The following is a 17,197-nucleotide window of genomic DNA, read 5'->3' as shown; positions in this document are numbered from 1 at the left end:
CGGCCCACGGCTCATGGTTTACGGCCACGGCCCACGGCCACGGCCCCCCACCAGTCACGGACGCGTCGCACGCTCCAGCTCAAGCAGCGCGGAGTAATACCCGCGCCCCGTCGCATGGTCCATGCCGATCTCACACATGCGGTTCGCCGAGAGATGGGCCTCGAAGGGGCGGCCCGCGATCTCCGCGGCCTCCCTGCGCGTGGCCGATTCGGTCAGCTCCTTGTGGAGCATGCCGCGGTCGCCCGCGAAGGCGCAGCACCCGGCGTCGTCCGGCACGGTCACTTCGTCCGCGCACGCCTCGGCGACGGCGCGCAGTTGCTCCTCGTCGCCGAGATGCTGCATCGAGCAGGTCGGGTGGAGGACGGCGGAGCCGATCCTGCGGTGCACGGTCAGGTGGGGGAGCAGCTCGTCGGCCGCCCAGACGATCGAGTCGACGACCTTCAGCTCACGGTGGAGCGCGCGGTTCTCGGCGGTCAGATACGGCACGACCTCGTGCGCGATGCCGAGCGTGCACGACGAGGCGTCGACGACCAGCGGCAGGCGGCCGCCCGCCGTCCAGCCCCAGGCCGCCTCGACGATGCGGTTGGCCATGAGCCTGTTGCCGGCTTCGTAGCCCTTGGAGTGCCAGATCGTCGCGCAACACGTGCCCGCGACGTCGTCCGGGATCCACACCGGCCTGCCGGCGCGCGAGGACACGGCCACGACCGCCTCGGGCAGGGAGCGGTCGCCCGGCCCGCCGAAGATGCGGTTGACGCACGCCGGGTAGTAGACGGCCGATGCCCCCACGCGCGCGGTACGCGGCCGCTTGCGCGTGGCAGCCCCGGGGATCTGCGGCAGCCACTCCGGGACGAGGTCGGGGCGTACCGCCTTGCGGGCCGCACGGGTCACCGCGGTGAGCAGCCGGTCGCTGATGCGGTCCGCGGCGGCCACGGCGAGCCGTGCGGAGGCTTCGACGGCCTTGAAGTTCTTCGCGGCCAGCGCGGCGGTGCGCTCCTCGCGTGGCGAGTGCCGAGCGTGGCGGAAGTCCTTCATCAGGGCGCCCGTGTCGATGCCGACCGGGCAGGCCAGCTTGCAGGTCGAGTCGCCCGCACAGGTGTCGACGGCGTCGTAACCGTACGCGTCGACGAGGGCGTCCTCGACGGGGGAGCCCGTGGGCTGGCGCATCATCTCGCGGCGCAGCACGATGCGCTGGCGCGGCGTCGTGGTGAGGTCCTCGCTCGGGCAGGTCGGTTCACAGAAGCCGCACTCGATGCACGGGTCCGCGATGAGCTCCACCTTCGGGATGGTCTTCAGGCCGCGCAGATGCGCCTTCGGGTCGCGGTTGAGGACGATGCGAGGGGCGAGTACGCCATCCGGGTCGATGAGCTGCTTGGTGCGCCACATCAGCTCGGTGGCCTCGGGCCCCCATTCGAGCTCCAGGAAGGGCGCGATGTTGCGGCCCGTGGCGTGCTCGGCCTTGAGGGAGCCGTCGAACCGCTCCACGGTCAGGCGGCAGAACTCGTCCATGAAGGCGGCGTAGCGCTCCACGTCGGACGGCAGGCCCGCGTCGAAGGCGAGCAGGAAGTGCAGGTTGCCGTGGGCCGCGTGGCCCGCGACGGCGGAATCGAAACCGTGCCGAGTCTGTAGTTCGAGGAGTGCCTCGCAGGCTTCGGCGAGCCGTCCCGGCGGCACCGCGAAGTCTTCCGTGATCAAGGTCGTCCCCGAGGGGCGGGTGCCGCCGACGGCGGTGACGAAGGCCTTGCGCGCCTTCCAGTAGCCGCCGATGGTCTTCGCGTCGCGCGTGAACGTGTTCGTCACGGACGGCACGGGCGTCACCAGTTCGAGGCCCTCCAGAGCCGTGGCCGCGGCGGCCTCGTACGCCTCACGCGTGGCCTCGTCCGGGGCGCGGAACTCCACCAGGAGCGCGGTCGTCGACTTCGGCAGCTCGGCCCAGTCGGCGGGCACCCCCTGAACGCTGACAGAGGCCCGCAGCGTGTTGCCGTCCATCAGCTCGACGGCGAGCGCGCCCGCGGCGTTGAACACCGGGACCGCCGCGGCGGCCGCGGGCAGCGAGGGGAAGAAGAGCAGGGCGGTGGTCGTGTACCGGTCCAGGGGAAGCGTGTCGAAGACGATCTCCGAAATGAAGCCGAAGGTGCCTTCGGAGCCGACCATCAGACCGCGCAGGATCTCCACGGGCGTCGAGCCGTCGAGGAAGGCGTCAAGGCGGTAGCCGTTGGTGTTCTTGATCTGGTACTTCGCCCGGATACGGGCCACGAGGTCGGCGTCCGCCTCGATCTCCCGCTCGATCGCGAGGAGGCCCTCGCACAGGGCGGGTTCGGCGTGTGCCAGCGCTTCGTCGGCGTCCGCGGCGGCCGTGTCCACGACCGTGCCCGAAGGCAGGACGAAGGTCAGTGAGGCGACCGTGCGGTAGGAGTTGCGGGTGGTGCCCGCCGTCATGCCCGACGCGTTGTTCGCGACGACGCCGCCGAGGGTGCAGGCGATGGCGCTCGCCGGGTCGGGGCCGAGGACCCGGCCGTACCGGGAGAGCGTGGCGTTGGCACGCACCACCGTCGTACCGGGGCGGACGCGGGCCCGCTCGCCCGCGCCGAGCACCTCGATGCCGGACCAGTGCTTGCGGACGTCGACCAGGATGTCCTCGCCCTGCGCCTGGCCGTTCAGCGAGGTACCCGCCGCGCGGAAGACGACCTCGCGGCCCTTGCCGTGCGCGTACGAGAGAATCGCCGACACGTCGTCGACGTCCTCGGGGACGACCACGACCTGCGGCAGGAAGCGGTACGGGCTCGCGTCCGACGCGTACCGCACCAGGTCGGAGACCTTGGTCAGGACCTTTTCCGCGCCGAGCAGCGCGGCCAGCTCGGAGCGCAGCGGCTCCGGGGTGCCGGTGGCCCGTCCGTCCGGCACGCGGTCGGCCGCCGGGCCTGTCTCACGCGTCGTCGGGCGCAGGGCGTCCTGTCCGGGCTCCAGCAGCGGCATGGCTCTCCTCGGCGGTGGCGGTCACTCGTCGGGCGGCGGTACGGGCGTGCTCAGCAGCGCCGGACATCCGGAACCTCGAACAGCGCGTTCAGCAGGCCGCCCAACTGAGCCCGCTGCTCCGTGTCCAGTGGAGCCAGGATGTCCTCTGCGGCGGCCCGGCGCGCGCGGCGCAGCTCGCCGAGGGCCTCAAGACCGGCATCGGTGAGCTCGATGCGGATCACCCTGCGGTTGGTGGGATCGGGCACGCGGCGCACCAGCTCGCCCGCCTCCAGGCCGTCGACCAGCGTGGTCACGGCGCGGGGGACCACTTCCAGGCGCTCGGCGAGGTCCGCCATTCGGGGCGGCGTCTCGTAGTGCGCGAGGGTGCGCAACAGGCGGGACTGCGCGGGCGTGATGCCGACCGGCACCAGGTGGCGTTTCTGGATCCGCTGCAGCCTGCGGGTCAGCCGCAGCAACTGTTCGGCGAGCAGGCCGTCGGGGTCCGGGGTGTTCATGCGGGAACTTTATCAGGACCTTGTGCATTGTGAGTATAGGTAACAGTGAGCTATGCTCCACGAGTCATCATCGATCACGCCTGTCGACCGCCGTCCCGCGATTCGCCGGACACGCCTGTCGACCGCCGTCCAGCAATCGCCGGTCGCTTCCATCGACCGCCGTCCAGCATCAGAAAGGAGCCCATGCGCCACGACGAACCCACCTGGACGCCGCCACCTCAGGCCCCCGGCCAGGAACCGCCGCGCCAGATGCGCCGAATCCTCCGCCTCTTCCGTCCCTACCGTGCCCGCCTCGCGCTCGTGGGCCTGCTGGTCTGCGCCGCGTCCCTGGTATCGGTCGCCACCCCCTTCCTGCTCAAGGAGATCCTCGACACCGCGATCCCCCAGGGGCGCACGGGCCTGCTGAGCCTGCTCGCGCTCGGCATGATCCTCAGCGCGGTGGTCACCAGCGTCTTCGGTGTGCTGCAGACCCTGATCAGCACATCCGTGGGGCAGCGGGTCATGCACGACCTTCGCACCGCGGTCTACGGCCGGCTGCAGAGCATGTCCCTGGCCTTCTTCACCCGCACCCGCACGGGCGAGGTCCAGTCCCGGATAGCCAACGACATCGGCGGCATGCAGGCCACCGTCACCTCCACCGCGACGTCCCTGGTGTCGAACCTGACGAGCGTGATCGCCACGGTCGTCGCCATGCTCGCCCTCGACTGGCGTCTGACCGTCGTCTCGCTGCTGCTGCTCCCGGTGTTCGTGTGGATCAGCCGCCGCGTCGGCCGCGAACGCAAGAAGATCGCCACACAGCGCCAGAAACAGATGGCCGCGATGGCCGCGACGGTGACCGAGTCGCTCTCCGTGAGCGGCATCGTCCTCGGCCGCACGATGGGCCGGGCCGACTCGCTCACCAAGTCCTTCGCCGACGAGTCCGAGCGTCTCGTCGACCTGGAGATCCGCTCGAACATGGCGGGCCGCTGGCGGATGGCCGTCATCTCGATCGTGATGGCCGCCATGCCCGCCGTCATCTACTGGAGCGCGGGTCTCGCCTTCCAGATGGGCGGCCCGACGGTCTCCATCGGCACGCTCGTCGCCTTCGTCTCGCTCCAGCAGGGCCTCTTCCGCCCGACGGTGAGCCTGCTCTCCACCGGCGTGCAGATCCAGACCTCGCTCGCGCTCTTCCAGCGCATCTTCGAGTACCTCGACCTGGACGTCGACATCACCGAGCCCGAGCACCCCGTCCGCCTCGACAAGATCAAGGGCGAAGTGCGCTTCGAGGACGTCGAGTTCCGCTACGACGAGAAGTCCGGGCCCACGCTCCAGGGCATCGACGTGGCGATACCCGCCGGCGGCAGCCTGGCCGTGGTCGGGCCGACCGGCTCCGGGAAGTCCACCCTGAGCCACCTCGTGCCCCGGTTGTACGACGTCACGGGCGGCCGCGTCACCCTCGACGGGGTCGATGTGCGGGACCTCGACTTCGACACCCTGGCCCGCGCGGTCGGCGTGGTCTCCCAGGAGACGTATCTCTTCCACGCCTCGGTCGCCGAGAACCTCCGCTTCGCCAAGCCCGACGCCACCGACGAGGAGATGATGGCCGCGGCTCGTGCCGCGCAGATCCACGACCACATCGCGTCGCTGCCCGACGGGTACGACACCGTGGTCGGCGAGCGCGGTCACCGCTTCTCGGGCGGTGAGAAGCAGCGGCTCGCCATTGCCCGCACCATCCTGCGTGATCCGCCGGTCCTCATCCTCGACGAGGCCACCAGCGCGCTGGACACCCGTACGGAGCGGGCGGTGCAGGAGGCCATCGACGCCCTCTCCGCCGACCGCACCACCCTGACCATCGCCCATCGGCTCTCCACGGTGCGCGGCGCCGACCAGATCGTCGTTCTGGACGGCGGGCGTACCGCCGAGCGGGGTACGCACGAGGAGCTCATGGAGCGCGACGGGCGTTACGCCGCACTCGTCCGCCGGGACGCTCAACTGGAGCCCGCGACATGAAGGAACGCCGGGATACACGAGGGGAGTACGCGACATGAAGATATGCAAAGAATGCCCCCATTTGCGGGGTAACGTTCCGACATGCAGATCAAGATTCCGCGCGGGGGCAAGAGACGGGGCATGATTCGACTGACGCGGCGGGGGCGCATCGCCCTGATCGCGGCCGGAGCCGTCGTGGCGGCCACTGCTGTGGCGGTACCACTGCTGCTGCCGGACGGCGACGCGCGGCCCGAAGCCCTGACCATCCCTGAGGGCTGGCGCTCGGGCCAGGTGTACAAGGCGGTGGACAAAGCTCTGCGGGTCCCCGCCGGCACCACGAAGCAGGCGGTGCCCAAGGCCGGGCTCAAGCTTCCCGCCGACGCGAGCGGCAACCCGGAGGGGTATCTCTTCCCGGCGACCTATCCGCTGAGTTCCCGGTCGACCCCGGCGTCCGTGCTCTCGTACATGGTGAACACCGCGAACAAGAAGTACGACGGCGGCAGCGTCGCGGCGGGCGCCGATCGCAACGCGGTGAACGTCTACCAGACGGTCACCATCGCCAGCATGATCGAGGCGGAGGCGGGTTCCAAGGAGGAGATGGGCAAGGTGGCCCGCGTCATCTACAACCGCCTCGACCAGGGCATTCCCCTCCAGATGGACTCCACCGTCAACTACGCCCTCAACCGTTCCACGCTGATCACCAGCGACCGCGACACGAAGATCAACAGCCCTTACAACACCTACGCGCGCATGGGCCTGCCGCCCACACCGATCAGTAACCCGGGCGAAGAGGCGATTCGGGCCGCGGCCAACCCGCCGGCGGGCGACTGGCTGTACTTCGTGACGGTAAAGCCGGGCGACACGCGCTTCACGGCGGACTACGAGGAGCACCAGCGGAACGTCAAGGAGTTCAACGAGGTGAGCAAGCAGAGCTGACGAAGTGAGCAAGGAGAGCTGACGAGGTGAGCAGGCAGAGCTGAGGACTGGGCCGAGGTCGTCGGCGGTGCGCGGGTGCGAGGGTCAAAACCAGTGGCGGGCCCGCGTCCTCAGGGACCACTATGACGCGCATGAGTGACCCAGCGGAGCGATGGAGCCAGGCGAGCGTCTACCCCGACATGTGGGCCGACCCGGACGACGACCCCCGGGACAACGGAGGCACCCCGGACGGCGAGCTCGCGACGCTGCTGGACTTCCTGGCGAACTACCGCCTGACCCTGCGGTTGAAGTGCGAGGGCCTGGACGCGGAGCAGTTGGCCCGTAGGTCGGTTCCGCCGTCGACGATGTCGTTGCTCGGCCTGATCCGGCACCTCGTCGAGGTGGAGCGGGACTGGCGCAGCTGGATGACCGAGGGCGACCCGGTGCCGAAGCTGTACGGCGAGCGGGACGCGGACTTCGACGGCGCCGTCGCCGACCCGGCGGAGGTCGACGCCGCGTTCGCCGCCCTGGAGCGCGAGCAGGCCGCGACGGACGCCGCGCTGGCCGAGCACAAGGACCTGGGCGAGCGCGTCGGCAAGGACCGGGTCGCGGTCCGCGAGCTGATGGTGCACAGGATCGAGGAGTACGCCCGCCACTGCGGTCACGCCGACCTGCTGCGCGAGTGCGTCGACGGGCGGGTCGGCCAGTAGACCTAGCTCAGGCCGCAGCCGCCGCGGCTGCCGCTGTCACAGCCGCTACCGGTACGGGCGCTTCGCTCTCGCCGCCGCCACTGCCGGGCGCCGACCTCGCTCAGACCGCCGCCGGCGTGCCCGCAAGCAGTCGTTGGATGTCGCGTACGGCGGTCCGGCCCGCTCGGTTGGCGCCGATCGTGCTCGCCGAAGGGCCGTATCCGACGAGGTGGACGCGGGGATCGGCGGCTGCCCGCGTGCCCTCCATGCGGATGCCGCCGCCCGGCTCGCGCAGACGCAGGGGCGCCAGGTGGTCGATCGCCGCGCGGAAACCCGTCGCCCAGAGGATGACGTCGGCGTCGACCCGGCGTCCGTCGTCCCACTCGACGCCGGTCGGCGTGATGCGGTCGAACATCGGCAGCCGGTCGAGGACCCCGGCGGCCCGCGCCGCCCGGATCGCGTCGTTCACGGGAAGGCCGGTCACCGACACCACGCTGCGCGGCGGGAGGCCCTGGCGTACGCGCTCCCCGACCATGGCCACGGCCGAGCGGCCCCAGTCCTCGTCGAACGGGCCCTCGCGGAAGACCGGCGGACGCCGCGTGACCCAGGTGGTCTCCGCCGCGAGGGGAGCGATCTCCATCAGGTGCTGGGTGCCCGACGCGCCACCGCCGACGACGATCACCCGCTGTCCCGCGAAGGCCTCGGGCCCCCGGTAGATGGCGGTGTGCAACTGCCGTCCACGGAATGTCTCCTGCCCGGGGTAGCGGGGCCAGAACGGCCGGTCCCATGTGCCCGTGGCGTTGATCAGCGCGCGCGTCGACCACGTGCCCGCCGAGGTCTCCACGAGCAGCCGCCCACCGTCGCCCTCCCGTACCGCGTCGACGTCGACGGGGCGTCGTACCCGCAGGTCGAAGCGGTCCTCGTACGCGGTGAAGTACTCCCCGATGACCTCCGAGGACGGCCGCGTGGGGTCGGCGCCGGTCAGTTCCATGCCCGGCAGCGCGTGCATGCCGTGCACCTTGCCGTAGGTCAGGGAGGGCCACCGGAACTGCCACGCGCCGCCGGGCCGGGGCGCGTGGTCGAGGACCACGAAGTCCCGGCCCGGTTCGAGGCCCGTACGCCGCAGGTGGTAAGCGCTGGACAGGCCCGCCTGCCCGGCGCCGATGACGACGACGTCCACCTCGTTCGCCGCCGGGCGGCCCGCTGCTTCTCGTACCCCGATGTCGTTCACGTTTCTACTAACTCTCCGGTGCCGCCGGATCTTCCCTACGTCTCGCGCTGCTCCTTGGTCTCCTTGGTCTCCACCGTCAGGAACGACAGAACCTCGTCGCCGACGTTCTTCAGGTCGTGCAGGTGATGGCGGCCCCCGGCCAGGGAGAAGGTCAGGGTCTGCCCGCGCTCGTAGGAGATCTCGCGTGACGTACCGTCGGCGGCGTGCTGGCGGGCGCGGCCGCCGGTGAGGGCGATCCAGGTGTAGTCCAGGACGTGCCGGTGCACGGGTATGCGCTCACCCGGGAGCAGATGCGTCTCCCAGACCCGCACCTGCTCGGTCTCGTGCACCAGCTTCTGGCCGATGCCGTCGTGGTGGACGTTGGCGTCGAACTCCGCATGCAGCGGCGGACTCCAGCGGTCGTACCCGTCGGCTACGACAGTGCTGGTCAGGGAGGTGCCGGGGGGAGAACCGTTGCCCATGAACCGGGTCCTTTCGATAGGCGACAGGTGTATGCCGCGCCCTCATATGTGCAGGCCGCGCCTCGATACGTGTGCGGTCGATCACAGCGCCGCGGTGAGCGCGTCGAGCAGGGTGTCGTTGGCGCGGCGCGTGCCGATGGAGATGCGGCAGGTGGACGGTATGAGGCGCCCGGTGTCGGCGACGATGATGCCCGCGCCGCGAAGCCGCTCCATGACGTGCTCGTGTTTGTGGAGCCGGACCAGCAGGAAGTTGGCCTCTGTGGGGAAGACGCGCTCCACCGCCGGGTGCGCGGCGAGCGCTGCTGCCATCCGCTCGCGCTCGGCGCGGATGAGCCGGATGGAGGCCGTCACCTTCCGGGAGTTGGTCAGCCGGTCGCGTACCGCACGCTGGGAGGCGTCGGTGAAACCGAAGGGGACCTGCACCCGCCGCAGGGCGTCGACGAGGCCGGGTCCGGCCAAGGCGATGCCGCAGCGCGCGCTCGCCAGGCCCCATGCCTTGGAGAGGGTCCGCAGCACGATGAGGTTGTCGTGCTCTTCGACGAGCCCGGCGTAGGACGGGTTCTCACTGAACTCGACATAGGCCTCGTCGATCACGACGAGCCCGTTCGTGCGCGTGATCAGGTCGAGGACCTGCGCACGGTCGAGCCTCGTACCGACGGGGTTGTTCGGATCGCACAGGATGGTCACCCGGGGATCGGCCGCCAGGATTTCCTCCACGTCGATCTCGGACAGGTCGTCGCCCCGCAGCGGTGACTCGACGACGGGGAGCCGCAGCACGCGGGCGAAGTGGGCGTAGAGCTCGAAGGTGGGCGGGGTGACGCAGACCCGCTCGCCGGGTGACGCCAGCGCGGCCAGCAGCAGCATGACGGCGTCGACGGCCCCGCTGGTGAAGAGCAGATGGTCGGCGCCGAGCGAACCGAGGCCCTCCTGGCCCGGCAGTTTCCCGACCCGGGAGAGGTACGTACGAGCCAGCTCCGCCGTGTCCAGATGGGGATAGCGGGCCTCGGCGCCGAGGAACGGGTTGGTGTTGCCCGACAGGTCGACCATGTCGAACCGCGGCTTGTCGCGGAACCGGGCGGGCCCCGGCACCGGAACCGTCGCGACGGGCGGCGCCGCGAAGCGCGACAACTCCGGTTGGGCGCCCGTCTCCTCCGGCGCCGCGAGCCCCTCGGCACGCACCCAGTGGTCGAGCGGGACGAACAGGTCGGCCCCGAGCCGGCGCATGTGCTCGGCGTCCCCTCGGCCGAGGTGCACCCAGTCGAGCCCGGAGCGCCGAGCGTCGAGGCAGAGCCGGTACACGGCCGCCAGATACAAGTTGTACCGGGCGATGGGGTCGTCGCGGTCGGCTGCCTGCGTGAGGAGGTAGACGCCTCGGCCGCTGTGGGACCTGACCAGGAGCCCCGCCTGCACGACGGTGTTCCCGCGACGCCGTACGAACAGCTCGGTGCGGTCCGCCAGCGAGCCGCGGGCCCACGCGTCGAGGGCCTCGACCCCGTACGGGTGATGGTCGGCCCCGTACGGCTGGTGGCTGCCCCCGTCGCGCTCCGCGCGGCGCCGGTGGAGTTCGACGAAGGCGTCCTTGGCCCAGGACTCCGTGTCGAGCCTGGTCAGAGGTATGCGCTCCCACGTCGCGACCTTGGAGACCGCGTGATGGCGGCGGCGGAGATCGCGGAGCCGGCGTGCGCCCGCACGGTCGCGCAGGATGTCGTCGACCTCGCCGGTCAGCCGGACGACGCATTCGCTGCCCGCGGCGAAGGGCACGAGACCGGCGGCCCGCAGCGCGCCCGCGTCATCGGTGCGGCGCACATGGGGCACGAGGAGCTGCGGCACGCCCAGGGACCGCGCGTCGCGGGCCAGCGCGTCGAGGATCTGGGCCGTGGGCGCGGGGCTGGACGGGCCGTACAGGGCGCCGCCGCCCACCAGGGTGGGTCGCTCAAGGACCGAGGCGTCGACCGCGTCCCCCAGAACCGCGTCCCCCAGAACCGCGTCCCCCAGAACGCCGAGCCGCGCGAGCCCGGACACGGGCTCGTCGGAGCCGAGGGCGGCGCTCAGCACGTGCCGCAGCGCGTCGAGATCCGCGGGCCTACGCATGCCGGGCCCCCTCGCCCCGAAGGTCGTACCCGCGCTCGGCGGCGTACTTCTCGATGCGGTCGCGGTACTCCTCGTACAGCTCTGCCATGGTCCGGGCGATGCCCTCCCGCCAGCCGACGGAGCAGTCACCGATGAGGGAGCGGCGCCTGTCGTGGTCGAACACCGCCGTCTCGCGGCTGTACTCGCCGCGGTCGAGCAGGACCGGCACTCCGGTGAGCTCGGACATGTACTCCAGCAGGTCGGTCATGCCCACCTCCTCGTCGCCGCCCCAGTTGAGAACGCGTGCCGGCGCCTGCGCCGTGTCCCACAGCAGCGGCACCTGCCGGACGAGGTCGTCGGCGTGCAGCAGGTTGCAGTAGTTCTGCCCCTCCAGGGGCACCGCGCACGGCTTGCCCGCCCGCATCTGATTGAAGAGGATCATGGGTACGCCGCCGTGGCCGTGCACCCCGTAGGCGATGTTGAGCCGGGCGATCACCGACGGCAGGCCGAGCGCCTCGCTCAGGCCGCGCACCACGCCCTCGGCGGAGAGCTTGGCCACGGGGTACGTCGGCAGCCAGGGCGCCGCCCCGCCGAGTGGGTCGCTCTCCCGGTAGCGGTGGGTGCGGTCGGCGCGGTTGTAGACCACTCCGGAGGACACGTACAGGAACGCCTCGGCCCGCGAGCAGTGCGTCATCAGCCGGGCGGTGCCCGCGGCGTTGACGCGGGCCGTCTCCTCGAAGTCGGCGCCGTCGCCGCGGTGCACGGCGGAGTGCAGTACGTGGGTGAAGTCGCGCGGCAGCTCCGACAGGTCGTCGGCCGCCATGTCCCAGGTGAAGGTGCGCGCGCCCCGTTCCTCCAGGGCCCTGCGGGCGGTGTGGTCACCGAAGCGGCCCAGGCACCACACCTCGTTGTCGGGAGCGAGCGCTTCGGCGACGGGCCTCGCGACCTGCCCGGTCCCGCCGGTGACGAGAATCTTCTTGCCTTGCATGGCTCTGTCCGTCCTTAACGGTGTGTGTCTGTGCGACGAGCGGTGGACGCCGACGGTGCGCGACGAGCGTCGGGTGTCATCGGCCGAGCGCGCGGGTCAGCTCGCGCCGCAGCGTCGCCTGGAAGGTCCGTACGTGCTGCGGGCTCATCAGGGTGTAGTGCTCGCCGTCGACCTCGATGTACGTGTTGGGGCCGCGGGTGAAGTCGTCCCAGTGGCGCAGCTGGCCCTCCAGCCACTCCTGCTTGGTGCCCTTCAGGGGGGTGCAGTAGAAGATGTGCGTCCGGTCCACCGAGCCCGAGGGTTCGTAGGTGCGGCCGAGGTGCACCATGCTCTGCGCCAGGTGGACCCAGCGGGTGAACTGGCGGACGGTCAGGTCGAGTTCGGTGAGCCTGCGGCGCGGTGCCTGGTCGATCAGGTACGAGAGCTGCTCCTCCTCGGGCAGGGGCGCGAGCTTGGCGGTGAGGCCCTCGACGTCGGCGGGGTCGATCAGTTCGAGGAACAGTGCCAGGTTGATCGCCCCGTCGGTGAACGTGATCTCGTTCATCCGGCCGGAGATGCTGGGCGGCAGATTGAAGACGCCCACGAACTTGACCTGCTCGTCCGCCCCTTCGAGGCGCTTGGCGATCTCGAAGGCGACGGCCGCGCCGTAGGAGTAGCCGGCGACGGCGTAGGGGCCGGTGGGCTGCGTGTGCCGAATCGCCTCCACGTAGGTGGAGACCATCTCGTCGAAGGATCCGAAGTGGGTCTCGCCCTGTCCGAAGCCCCGCGCCCGCAGCGCGTAGAAGGGCCGCTCGCCGGTGAAGTACTTGGCGAGGTTGATGAAGACGAGTATCTCTCCGAGGCCAGGATGCACGCAGAACAGCGGGGTCCCGTCGCCGGTGACCTGTAGTGGCACCAGCGGGTCGTAGGCGGAGTCCCCGGCGGTGTCGCGACCGGCGCCGAGGCGGACGGCCAGTGCGCGGACGGACGGAGCCTGGAGCAGGGTCGACATCGGCACGTCGTCGATGGCGAACGCGGTCTGTATCTCCAGTTTCAGCCGCAGCACGTCGAGTGAGGTGCCGCCCAGATCGAAGAAGCTGGCGGTCACCGGGACCTTCCCGGTGTTCAGGACGCGGGCGTAGATCTCCGCGAGCGCGGTCTCGACGTCCCCCTCGGGAGCCACATGGCGGCCGAGGAAGCGGGTGCTCACCTCCTCGGCGCGGTGAACGGCCCCGGCGAGGGTGCCGTCCTCGACGGCCGTGCGCAGCCGTGAACGCTGGACCTTGCCGAGGTTGCCGCGGGGGATCTCGGCCTCGGTGACCGGCAGGATCAACTGGGGGCGGAAGCCCCAGTGCATCACCGTCGAGCTGCGGATGGCCACGATCGCTTGGTACACGGCCGTGTCGTCGGTGAGGTCGCCCGCCGGTGCGAACGCGACGGCGAGCTGCTCCGAGTCTGCTCCCTCGGGCCGGATCGGGAAGGCCGCGACCTGGCCGCGCCTGATCTCGCCCAGCTCGTCGAGGACGGTCTCCAGGTCATGGCTGTAGTAGTTGACGCCATTGACGATGATGGAGTCCTTCGTCCGGCCCACCAGCGTCAACCGGCCGGCCGCGTCGAGCCTGCCCAGGTCGCCGGTGCGGAACCAGTCGTCCGCGGTGAAGGCCTCCGCGGTCGCCTCGGCGTTGTTGTAGTACCCGTCCGTCACCATCGGGCCACGCAGTTGCACCTCACCGGGCTCCGCGCTGCCCGGCCTACCGGTGGCTGCCAGGATCTCGCCGGAGCCGTCGGCGATACGGATGCGCAGCCCGCGCACGGGACGGCCGAGCGGCGGGAACTCGGTGTCCAGGTCGCGGTCGGTGAAGTCGCGGTTGAAGATGCTGCCCGCGCACGTCTCGGTCATCCCGAAGGCGGGCACGATCACGTCGTCGCGCAATCCGTACGCGGAAAGGGTGTCCAGGAATTCCCGGACGGTGGCGGTCACTGTCGCCTCGCCACCGGAGATGATGTGCCGGATTCCGGACAGGTCCACTTCCTGCCGGGAAGGCGGGCGGTGGTTGAGCGCTTGATTGATCTGCCCGAACAGGAAGTTGGGCGTGAAAGTCACCCGCACGCGGTGCGCCGACAGCAGCCTGAGGAATTCGACGGGATCGGCGAGGACCGTGGCCGGCTCCGTCATGACCTGGTCGGCACCGTTGTACATGGGCAGCAGATGCGCCTCGATCGCGGCGATGTGATCGGTGGAGATCCAGTTCAACGACGTGTCGTCGGGCCCCAGTTCGAGCGCTCCCGCCTTTCCGGCCTGCGCCGCGAGGAGGTTGGCGTGGGTGAGCCTGACCGCCTTGCTCTTGCCGGTGGAGCCGGAGGTGAGCATCAGCAGGGCGAGGTCGCCGGGGGCGGGCGCGTGGGCCCGCTCGGCAGCGGGGGACGCGTGGTCCAGTTCCTCCACCGTGACGGTTCGCAGGCCGTCGTCCGGCAGGTCTGCGTGGCCCCCCTTCGAGGTGATCACCAGAGGGTCAGCCAGGAGTTCACGCAGATGGCGCAGTTGGGCCCGCCACCGGGGCGGGTCCGCGGGCGGCGCGACGGGGCACGGCACCACACCGCTGAGCACACAGCCCCAGAAGGCGCGGAAGAAGGTCGCGGGGCCGTCGGCGACGATCAGCACCCGGTCGCCGGGGGCCACGCCCTGGCCGTGCAGCCCCCGCGCGATCCGCTCCGCGGACTCCCGGAGCTCGGCGTAGGAGAGGAAGGAGCCGCCGACGAACGTCACACCGCGAGAGGTATGGCGGGCCGCGTCATCCAATAGTGCGGGAAGCGTCGAGAAACGGGACTGATCCATGAGTGATGAATTCGACATGATGGCGAAAGCCTCCGATCGGGAGGGGCGGAATGTGAGTGATTCCGTCGCTGGTCACGGTGAATGCATGCTGATGGGCGCAATGGCTCCGGGTGGGGTGAACCGCGGTGTCGTCCACGCATGGTGAGGAGCGGGCGCGGCGAGGTGTGTCGCGAAAGCGCCCGTAAGTTGCACAGAAATGTGCCGCACGGAGAGCGTGACGCGTGACGCCCTCTGTTCGCGACCGTTCAGCCGCGGATTTCTATCCGATTTCTATCCGCTTCCTGTCCGCTTTCTATCCGCCGCCGATTTCGTTGAAGCGGACGATCTCCTGGATCGTCTTCTGGAGTTCGAGCTCGTCCGGGTCGGATACGACGGCCTCTCCGGCCCTGCCGTACGGGCCGAGCGGGGCGTCGAGCGAAGAGTCGTACTGCAATTCGTCGAACCGGAAATTGCGTGCGAAGTCTTCCTGGGTCAGCTCGCTGCCGGGAAAGCGGCGCAGCAGCATGTATCCGTAGAAGCGGTCCGGGGTGCGCTGTGTCAGGTCCTGGGCCGGTTCCTCGCCGAGCGCCAGGCTGATCTCGACGTCGAACAGGTCGACGCCGTAGGTCAGCTTGTTCACGCGCGGGGAGAGGGCGCCGGGAAGGCGAATGGCACATTCGCCGAAGGTCAGGCCGGTGTCCTGATGGAACGCTTCGAGATGGAACACGCAGTCGGGTGCGGCGAGGCTGCCGAGCGCCTCCCGGGCGAGGGTCTCCGCCCGCTCGAAGAGCGTTCCGTGCTGCCGCCGGTCCAGTACGTGCGCGGCGAGGACGCCGCCCTCGACGGCGCTGAGCGGGGCGATGTGATTGCTGCTCATGGAGTACCAGCGCAGGCCGCCGTCCCGCCAGACGCCGTCGATGTAGACCTCCGGGGCATCGACGAACGACTCGGCGACGATCCCCACGTCCGACGGGCCGGGGACGGCCTCCAGGGCCCGCGCGTACTCCTCCGGCGAGCGCACGACGCTCGTACGGAGTGAACCGGCTCCGGTGGCGGGCTTGACGACGAAGGTGTCTCCCAGGTCGTCCACGAGTTCGGCGTACGAGGTACCGCTCGTCACATACCGGCAGCGTGCGCGCCGGACGTGGTCCGGCAGTCTGCTCTTCTGGAGGTACTTGTCCCGGAAGTAGAGGGTCGCCGCGGGATCGGAATGTCCCGGCAGGCCGAGCTGCTGTCGCAGGAAAGCGGCGCCGAAAACGCCCATCTCGTGGATGCTGAGAACCCCGGCGACGTCGTCGAGCGGGATGGAGAGGGCCGCCCGCAGGATTTCCTGGGCGTTCTCCATGTCATTGACCAACTTGAAATTCTTATCCCTGGGCGGGTTGGCCGGCGGCTGGACGATATAGAAAGGGTCGAGCCCCCGGCTGTGCAGTGCGCGGTCCAGATCATTCCGATAGCCGATGACAATAATTGCCGTCATTCTTGTCCCCCGAATTGCGGCCAGCCAGAACTGTCGAGAAAGATTCACCGTACCGCCACCCGGATTGGGTGGCACTGTCAACGCATTGGCATCGTGTCACAGGTAAAGAGAGATGTGGATATGAGACAGCATGATCTTTTGTGTGCCAGGGTGTGAGGTGGGTCACAAATCACGCTTTGTGATGCCCGGTTTGGGAATCGCTCATGACGTTTCTGCTCATCGGGGTGTATTCACCGCGCTGGTCATATATGGCGCCACATAAGAAAAGCGTCGGGTCGGCGTCGAGGGCGCCCGGAGGCAGAGTGGGGGAGGATGGGGGCATGTCCGATGCGTTCACCACCCGAGTCCTCCGGGTCACCACCGGCTCCACCGAGACGGTCCATGACCTGACCCGCGACTGCGAAGCCTTCCTTGGCGAGGTCGCGGCCGGCCGTGACGGCCTCCTGAACCTCTTCGTGCCGCATGCGACGGCGGGCCTCGCGATCCTGGAGACCGGCGCCGGCAGCGACGACGACCTCCTCGCCGCGCTGCACACCCTGCTCCCGGCCGACGACCGCTGGCAGCACCGCCACGGCAGCCCCGGCCACGGCCGCGACCACGTCCTGCCCGCGCTCGTACCGCCGCACGCGACGCTGCCGGTGGTCGGCGGGAGCCTGGAGCTCGGGACGTGGCAGTCGGTGTGCCTCGTGGACACCAACATCTCTAACGTCAACCGTCAGGTTCGACTGAGCTTCCTGGGCTGATCAGGATCACCCTGGGTGTGACTGGTGGCCGCCGCCGTGGACCGCCTGGGGCGCAATGTCGTCGACTGCCTGCACACCGGCTACAGGATGACTCGGTCGGCATGGTGATCACTGAGCAGGTCCACCAGCACGTACCGAAGGTCCCCGCTTCGGCCTGGACGTCGGCCATCGAGGCGGACGGCGAGGCCCGGAACGGGGCCTGGTCGCCGAACCCACCGGCGACGTCTTGACGGCTGGCCCACGGGCATGCGGCTGACGTTTTGGCTTAGAGGTCCTAACAAAGGCGTTGGACGTGGCGGTGGGTGATGAGGCAGGTGGCGAGGCCGAGGAAGGCTTCGTGGATGTCGTCGCGTCTTTCCCAGCGGATGCGCAGGCGTCGGAAGCCGTGGAG

General features: G+C 69.9%; 12 protein-coding genes and 2 pseudogenes. 5 read left to right on the top strand and 9 right to left on the bottom strand.

The genetic code is table 11. The annotated features are described in order from the left end of the window. Nucleotides 1-54: 54 nt before the first annotated feature. Nucleotides 55-2,973 carry an FAD-binding and (Fe-S)-binding domain-containing protein gene (locus ACZ6JY_RS37375; protein WP_469203480.1) on the bottom strand — a complete coding sequence of 973 codons (2,919 nt, stop codon included), beginning with the start codon at nt 2,971-2,973 and terminating at the stop codon, nt 55-57. A 50-nt stretch (nt 2,974-3,023) separates the two neighbouring features. Continuing rightward, nucleotides 3,024-3,467: a MarR family winged helix-turn-helix transcriptional regulator gene (locus ACZ6JY_RS37370; RefSeq protein ID WP_469203478.1), complete on the bottom strand. Its 444-nt coding sequence runs from the start codon at nt 3,465-3,467 to the stop codon at nt 3,024-3,026. 183 nt (nt 3,468-3,650) lie between these two features. Between ACZ6JY_RS37370 and ACZ6JY_RS37365 the strand changes: the two genes are divergently transcribed. The 3 genes from ACZ6JY_RS37365 to ACZ6JY_RS37355 all read left to right on the top strand — a co-directional run bounded on the left by ACZ6JY_RS37365 (nt 3,651) and on the right by ACZ6JY_RS37355 (nt 7,060). After that, a complete protein-coding gene (locus tag ACZ6JY_RS37365; protein WP_469203476.1) occupies nt 3,651-5,456 on the top strand; it encodes an ABC transporter ATP-binding protein in 1,806 nt (601 codons plus the stop codon). A gap of 120 nt (nt 5,457-5,576) precedes the next feature. Continuing rightward, the gene (mltG, locus tag ACZ6JY_RS37360) at nt 5,577-6,371 is read left to right on the top strand and encodes an endolytic transglycosylase MltG (protein ID WP_469203474.1); all 795 of its coding nucleotides are present in this window, start codon (nt 5,577-5,579) and stop codon (nt 6,369-6,371) included. Nucleotides 6,372-6,493: 122 nt separating this feature from the next. Continuing rightward, on the top strand, nt 6,494-7,060 hold the full coding sequence (locus tag ACZ6JY_RS37355; RefSeq protein WP_469203472.1) for a DinB family protein: 567 nt from the start codon (nt 6,494-6,496) through the stop codon (nt 7,058-7,060). Between the two features lie 100 nt (nt 7,061-7,160). Here ACZ6JY_RS37355 and ACZ6JY_RS37350 read toward each other — a convergent pair whose 3' ends face one another. The 6 genes from ACZ6JY_RS37350 to ACZ6JY_RS37325 all read right to left on the bottom strand — a co-directional run bounded on the left by ACZ6JY_RS37350 (nt 7,161) and on the right by ACZ6JY_RS37325 (nt 16,063). Next, the gene (locus ACZ6JY_RS37350; protein WP_469203470.1) at nt 7,161-8,270 is read right to left on the bottom strand and encodes an NAD(P)-binding domain-containing protein; all 1,110 of its coding nucleotides are present in this window, start codon (nt 8,268-8,270) and stop codon (nt 7,161-7,163) included. 35 nt (nt 8,271-8,305) lie between these two features. Continuing rightward, nucleotides 8,306-8,731: a cupin domain-containing protein gene (locus tag ACZ6JY_RS37345; RefSeq protein ID WP_469203468.1), complete on the bottom strand. Its 426-nt coding sequence runs from the start codon at nt 8,729-8,731 to the stop codon at nt 8,306-8,308. An 81-nt stretch (nt 8,732-8,812) separates the two neighbouring features. Beyond that, entirely contained in the window at nt 8,813-10,822 is a 2,010-nt protein-coding gene (locus ACZ6JY_RS37340; RefSeq protein ID WP_469203466.1) for an aminotransferase class I/II-fold pyridoxal phosphate-dependent enzyme, read from the bottom strand. Next, nucleotides 10,815-11,789, bottom strand: coding sequence for an NAD-dependent epimerase/dehydratase family protein (locus tag ACZ6JY_RS37335; protein WP_469203464.1), 975 nt, complete (start codon nt 11,787-11,789; stop codon nt 10,815-10,817). The genes ACZ6JY_RS37340 and ACZ6JY_RS37335 overlap by 8 nt, the downstream gene beginning before the upstream one ends. Nucleotides 11,790-11,865: 76 nt before the next feature. Continuing rightward, nucleotides 11,866-14,604 carry an AMP-binding protein gene (locus ACZ6JY_RS37330; RefSeq protein WP_469203462.1) on the bottom strand — a complete coding sequence of 913 codons (2,739 nt, stop codon included), beginning with the start codon at nt 14,602-14,604 and terminating at the stop codon, nt 11,866-11,868. 292 nt (nt 14,605-14,896) lie between these two features. Continuing rightward, nucleotides 14,897-16,063, bottom strand: a complete 1,167-nt coding sequence (locus ACZ6JY_RS37325; RefSeq protein ID WP_469203460.1) for an ATP-grasp domain-containing protein — start codon at nt 16,061-16,063, stop codon at nt 14,897-14,899. A gap of 320 nt (nt 16,064-16,383) precedes the next feature. On the opposite strand from ACZ6JY_RS37325, the gene ACZ6JY_RS37320 reads away from it, so the two are divergent. Next, complete coding sequence (locus ACZ6JY_RS37320) at nt 16,384-16,806, top strand: YjbQ family protein (protein ID WP_469203458.1); 423 nt, start codon at nt 16,384-16,386, stop codon at nt 16,804-16,806. 92 nt (nt 16,807-16,898) lie between these two features. Beyond that, nucleotides 16,899-17,091 (top strand): annotated as a pseudogene (locus ACZ6JY_RS37315) (IS1380 family transposase); the annotation flags it as partial. On the opposite strand, the pseudogene ACZ6JY_RS37310 reads toward ACZ6JY_RS37315, so the two are convergent. Beyond that, nucleotides 17,081-17,197: pseudogene (locus tag ACZ6JY_RS37310) on the bottom strand (IS5/IS1182 family transposase); the annotation flags it as partial. The pseudogenes ACZ6JY_RS37315 and ACZ6JY_RS37310 overlap by 11 nt on opposite strands.

Source organism: Streptomyces sp. NPDC046335 (genome assembly GCF_055587985.1).
Note: the sequence above shows the minus strand (reverse complement) of the source record. Positions and strands in the feature narration are given on the sequence as shown.

What these genes read in the sequence shown, in the direction of transcription:
- ACZ6JY_RS37375 (WP_469203480.1), bottom strand. Translation starts at nt 2,973, where the DNA reads ATGCCGCTGCTGGAGCCCGGACAGGACGCCCTGCGCCCGACGACGCGT.
- ACZ6JY_RS37370 (WP_469203478.1), bottom strand. Translation starts at nt 3,467, where the DNA reads ATGAACACCCCGGACCCCGACGGCCTGCTCGCCGAACAGTTGCTGCGG.
- ACZ6JY_RS37365 (WP_469203476.1), top strand. Translation starts at nt 3,651, where the DNA reads ATGCGCCACGACGAACCCACCTGGACGCCGCCACCTCAGGCCCCCGGC.
- mltG (WP_469203474.1), top strand. Translation starts at nt 5,577, where the DNA reads ATGATTCGACTGACGCGGCGGGGGCGCATCGCCCTGATCGCGGCCGGA.
- ACZ6JY_RS37355 (WP_469203472.1), top strand. Translation starts at nt 6,494, where the DNA reads ATGACGCGCATGAGTGACCCAGCGGAGCGATGGAGCCAGGCGAGCGTC.
- ACZ6JY_RS37345 (WP_469203468.1), bottom strand. Translation starts at nt 8,731, where the DNA reads ATGGGCAACGGTTCTCCCCCCGGCACCTCCCTGACCAGCACTGTCGTA.
- ACZ6JY_RS37340 (WP_469203466.1), bottom strand. Translation starts at nt 10,822, where the DNA reads ATGCGTAGGCCCGCGGATCTCGACGCGCTGCGGCACGTGCTGAGCGCC.
- ACZ6JY_RS37335 (WP_469203464.1), bottom strand. Translation starts at nt 11,789, where the DNA reads ATGCAAGGCAAGAAGATTCTCGTCACCGGCGGGACCGGGCAGGTCGCG.
- ACZ6JY_RS37330 (WP_469203462.1), bottom strand. Translation starts at nt 14,604, where the DNA reads ATGGATCAGTCCCGTTTCTCGACGCTTCCCGCACTATTGGATGACGCG.
- ACZ6JY_RS37325 (WP_469203460.1), bottom strand. Translation starts at nt 16,063, where the DNA reads ATGACGGCAATTATTGTCATCGGCTATCGGAATGATCTGGACCGCGCA.
- ACZ6JY_RS37320 (WP_469203458.1), top strand. Translation starts at nt 16,384, where the DNA reads ATGTCCGATGCGTTCACCACCCGAGTCCTCCGGGTCACCACCGGCTCC.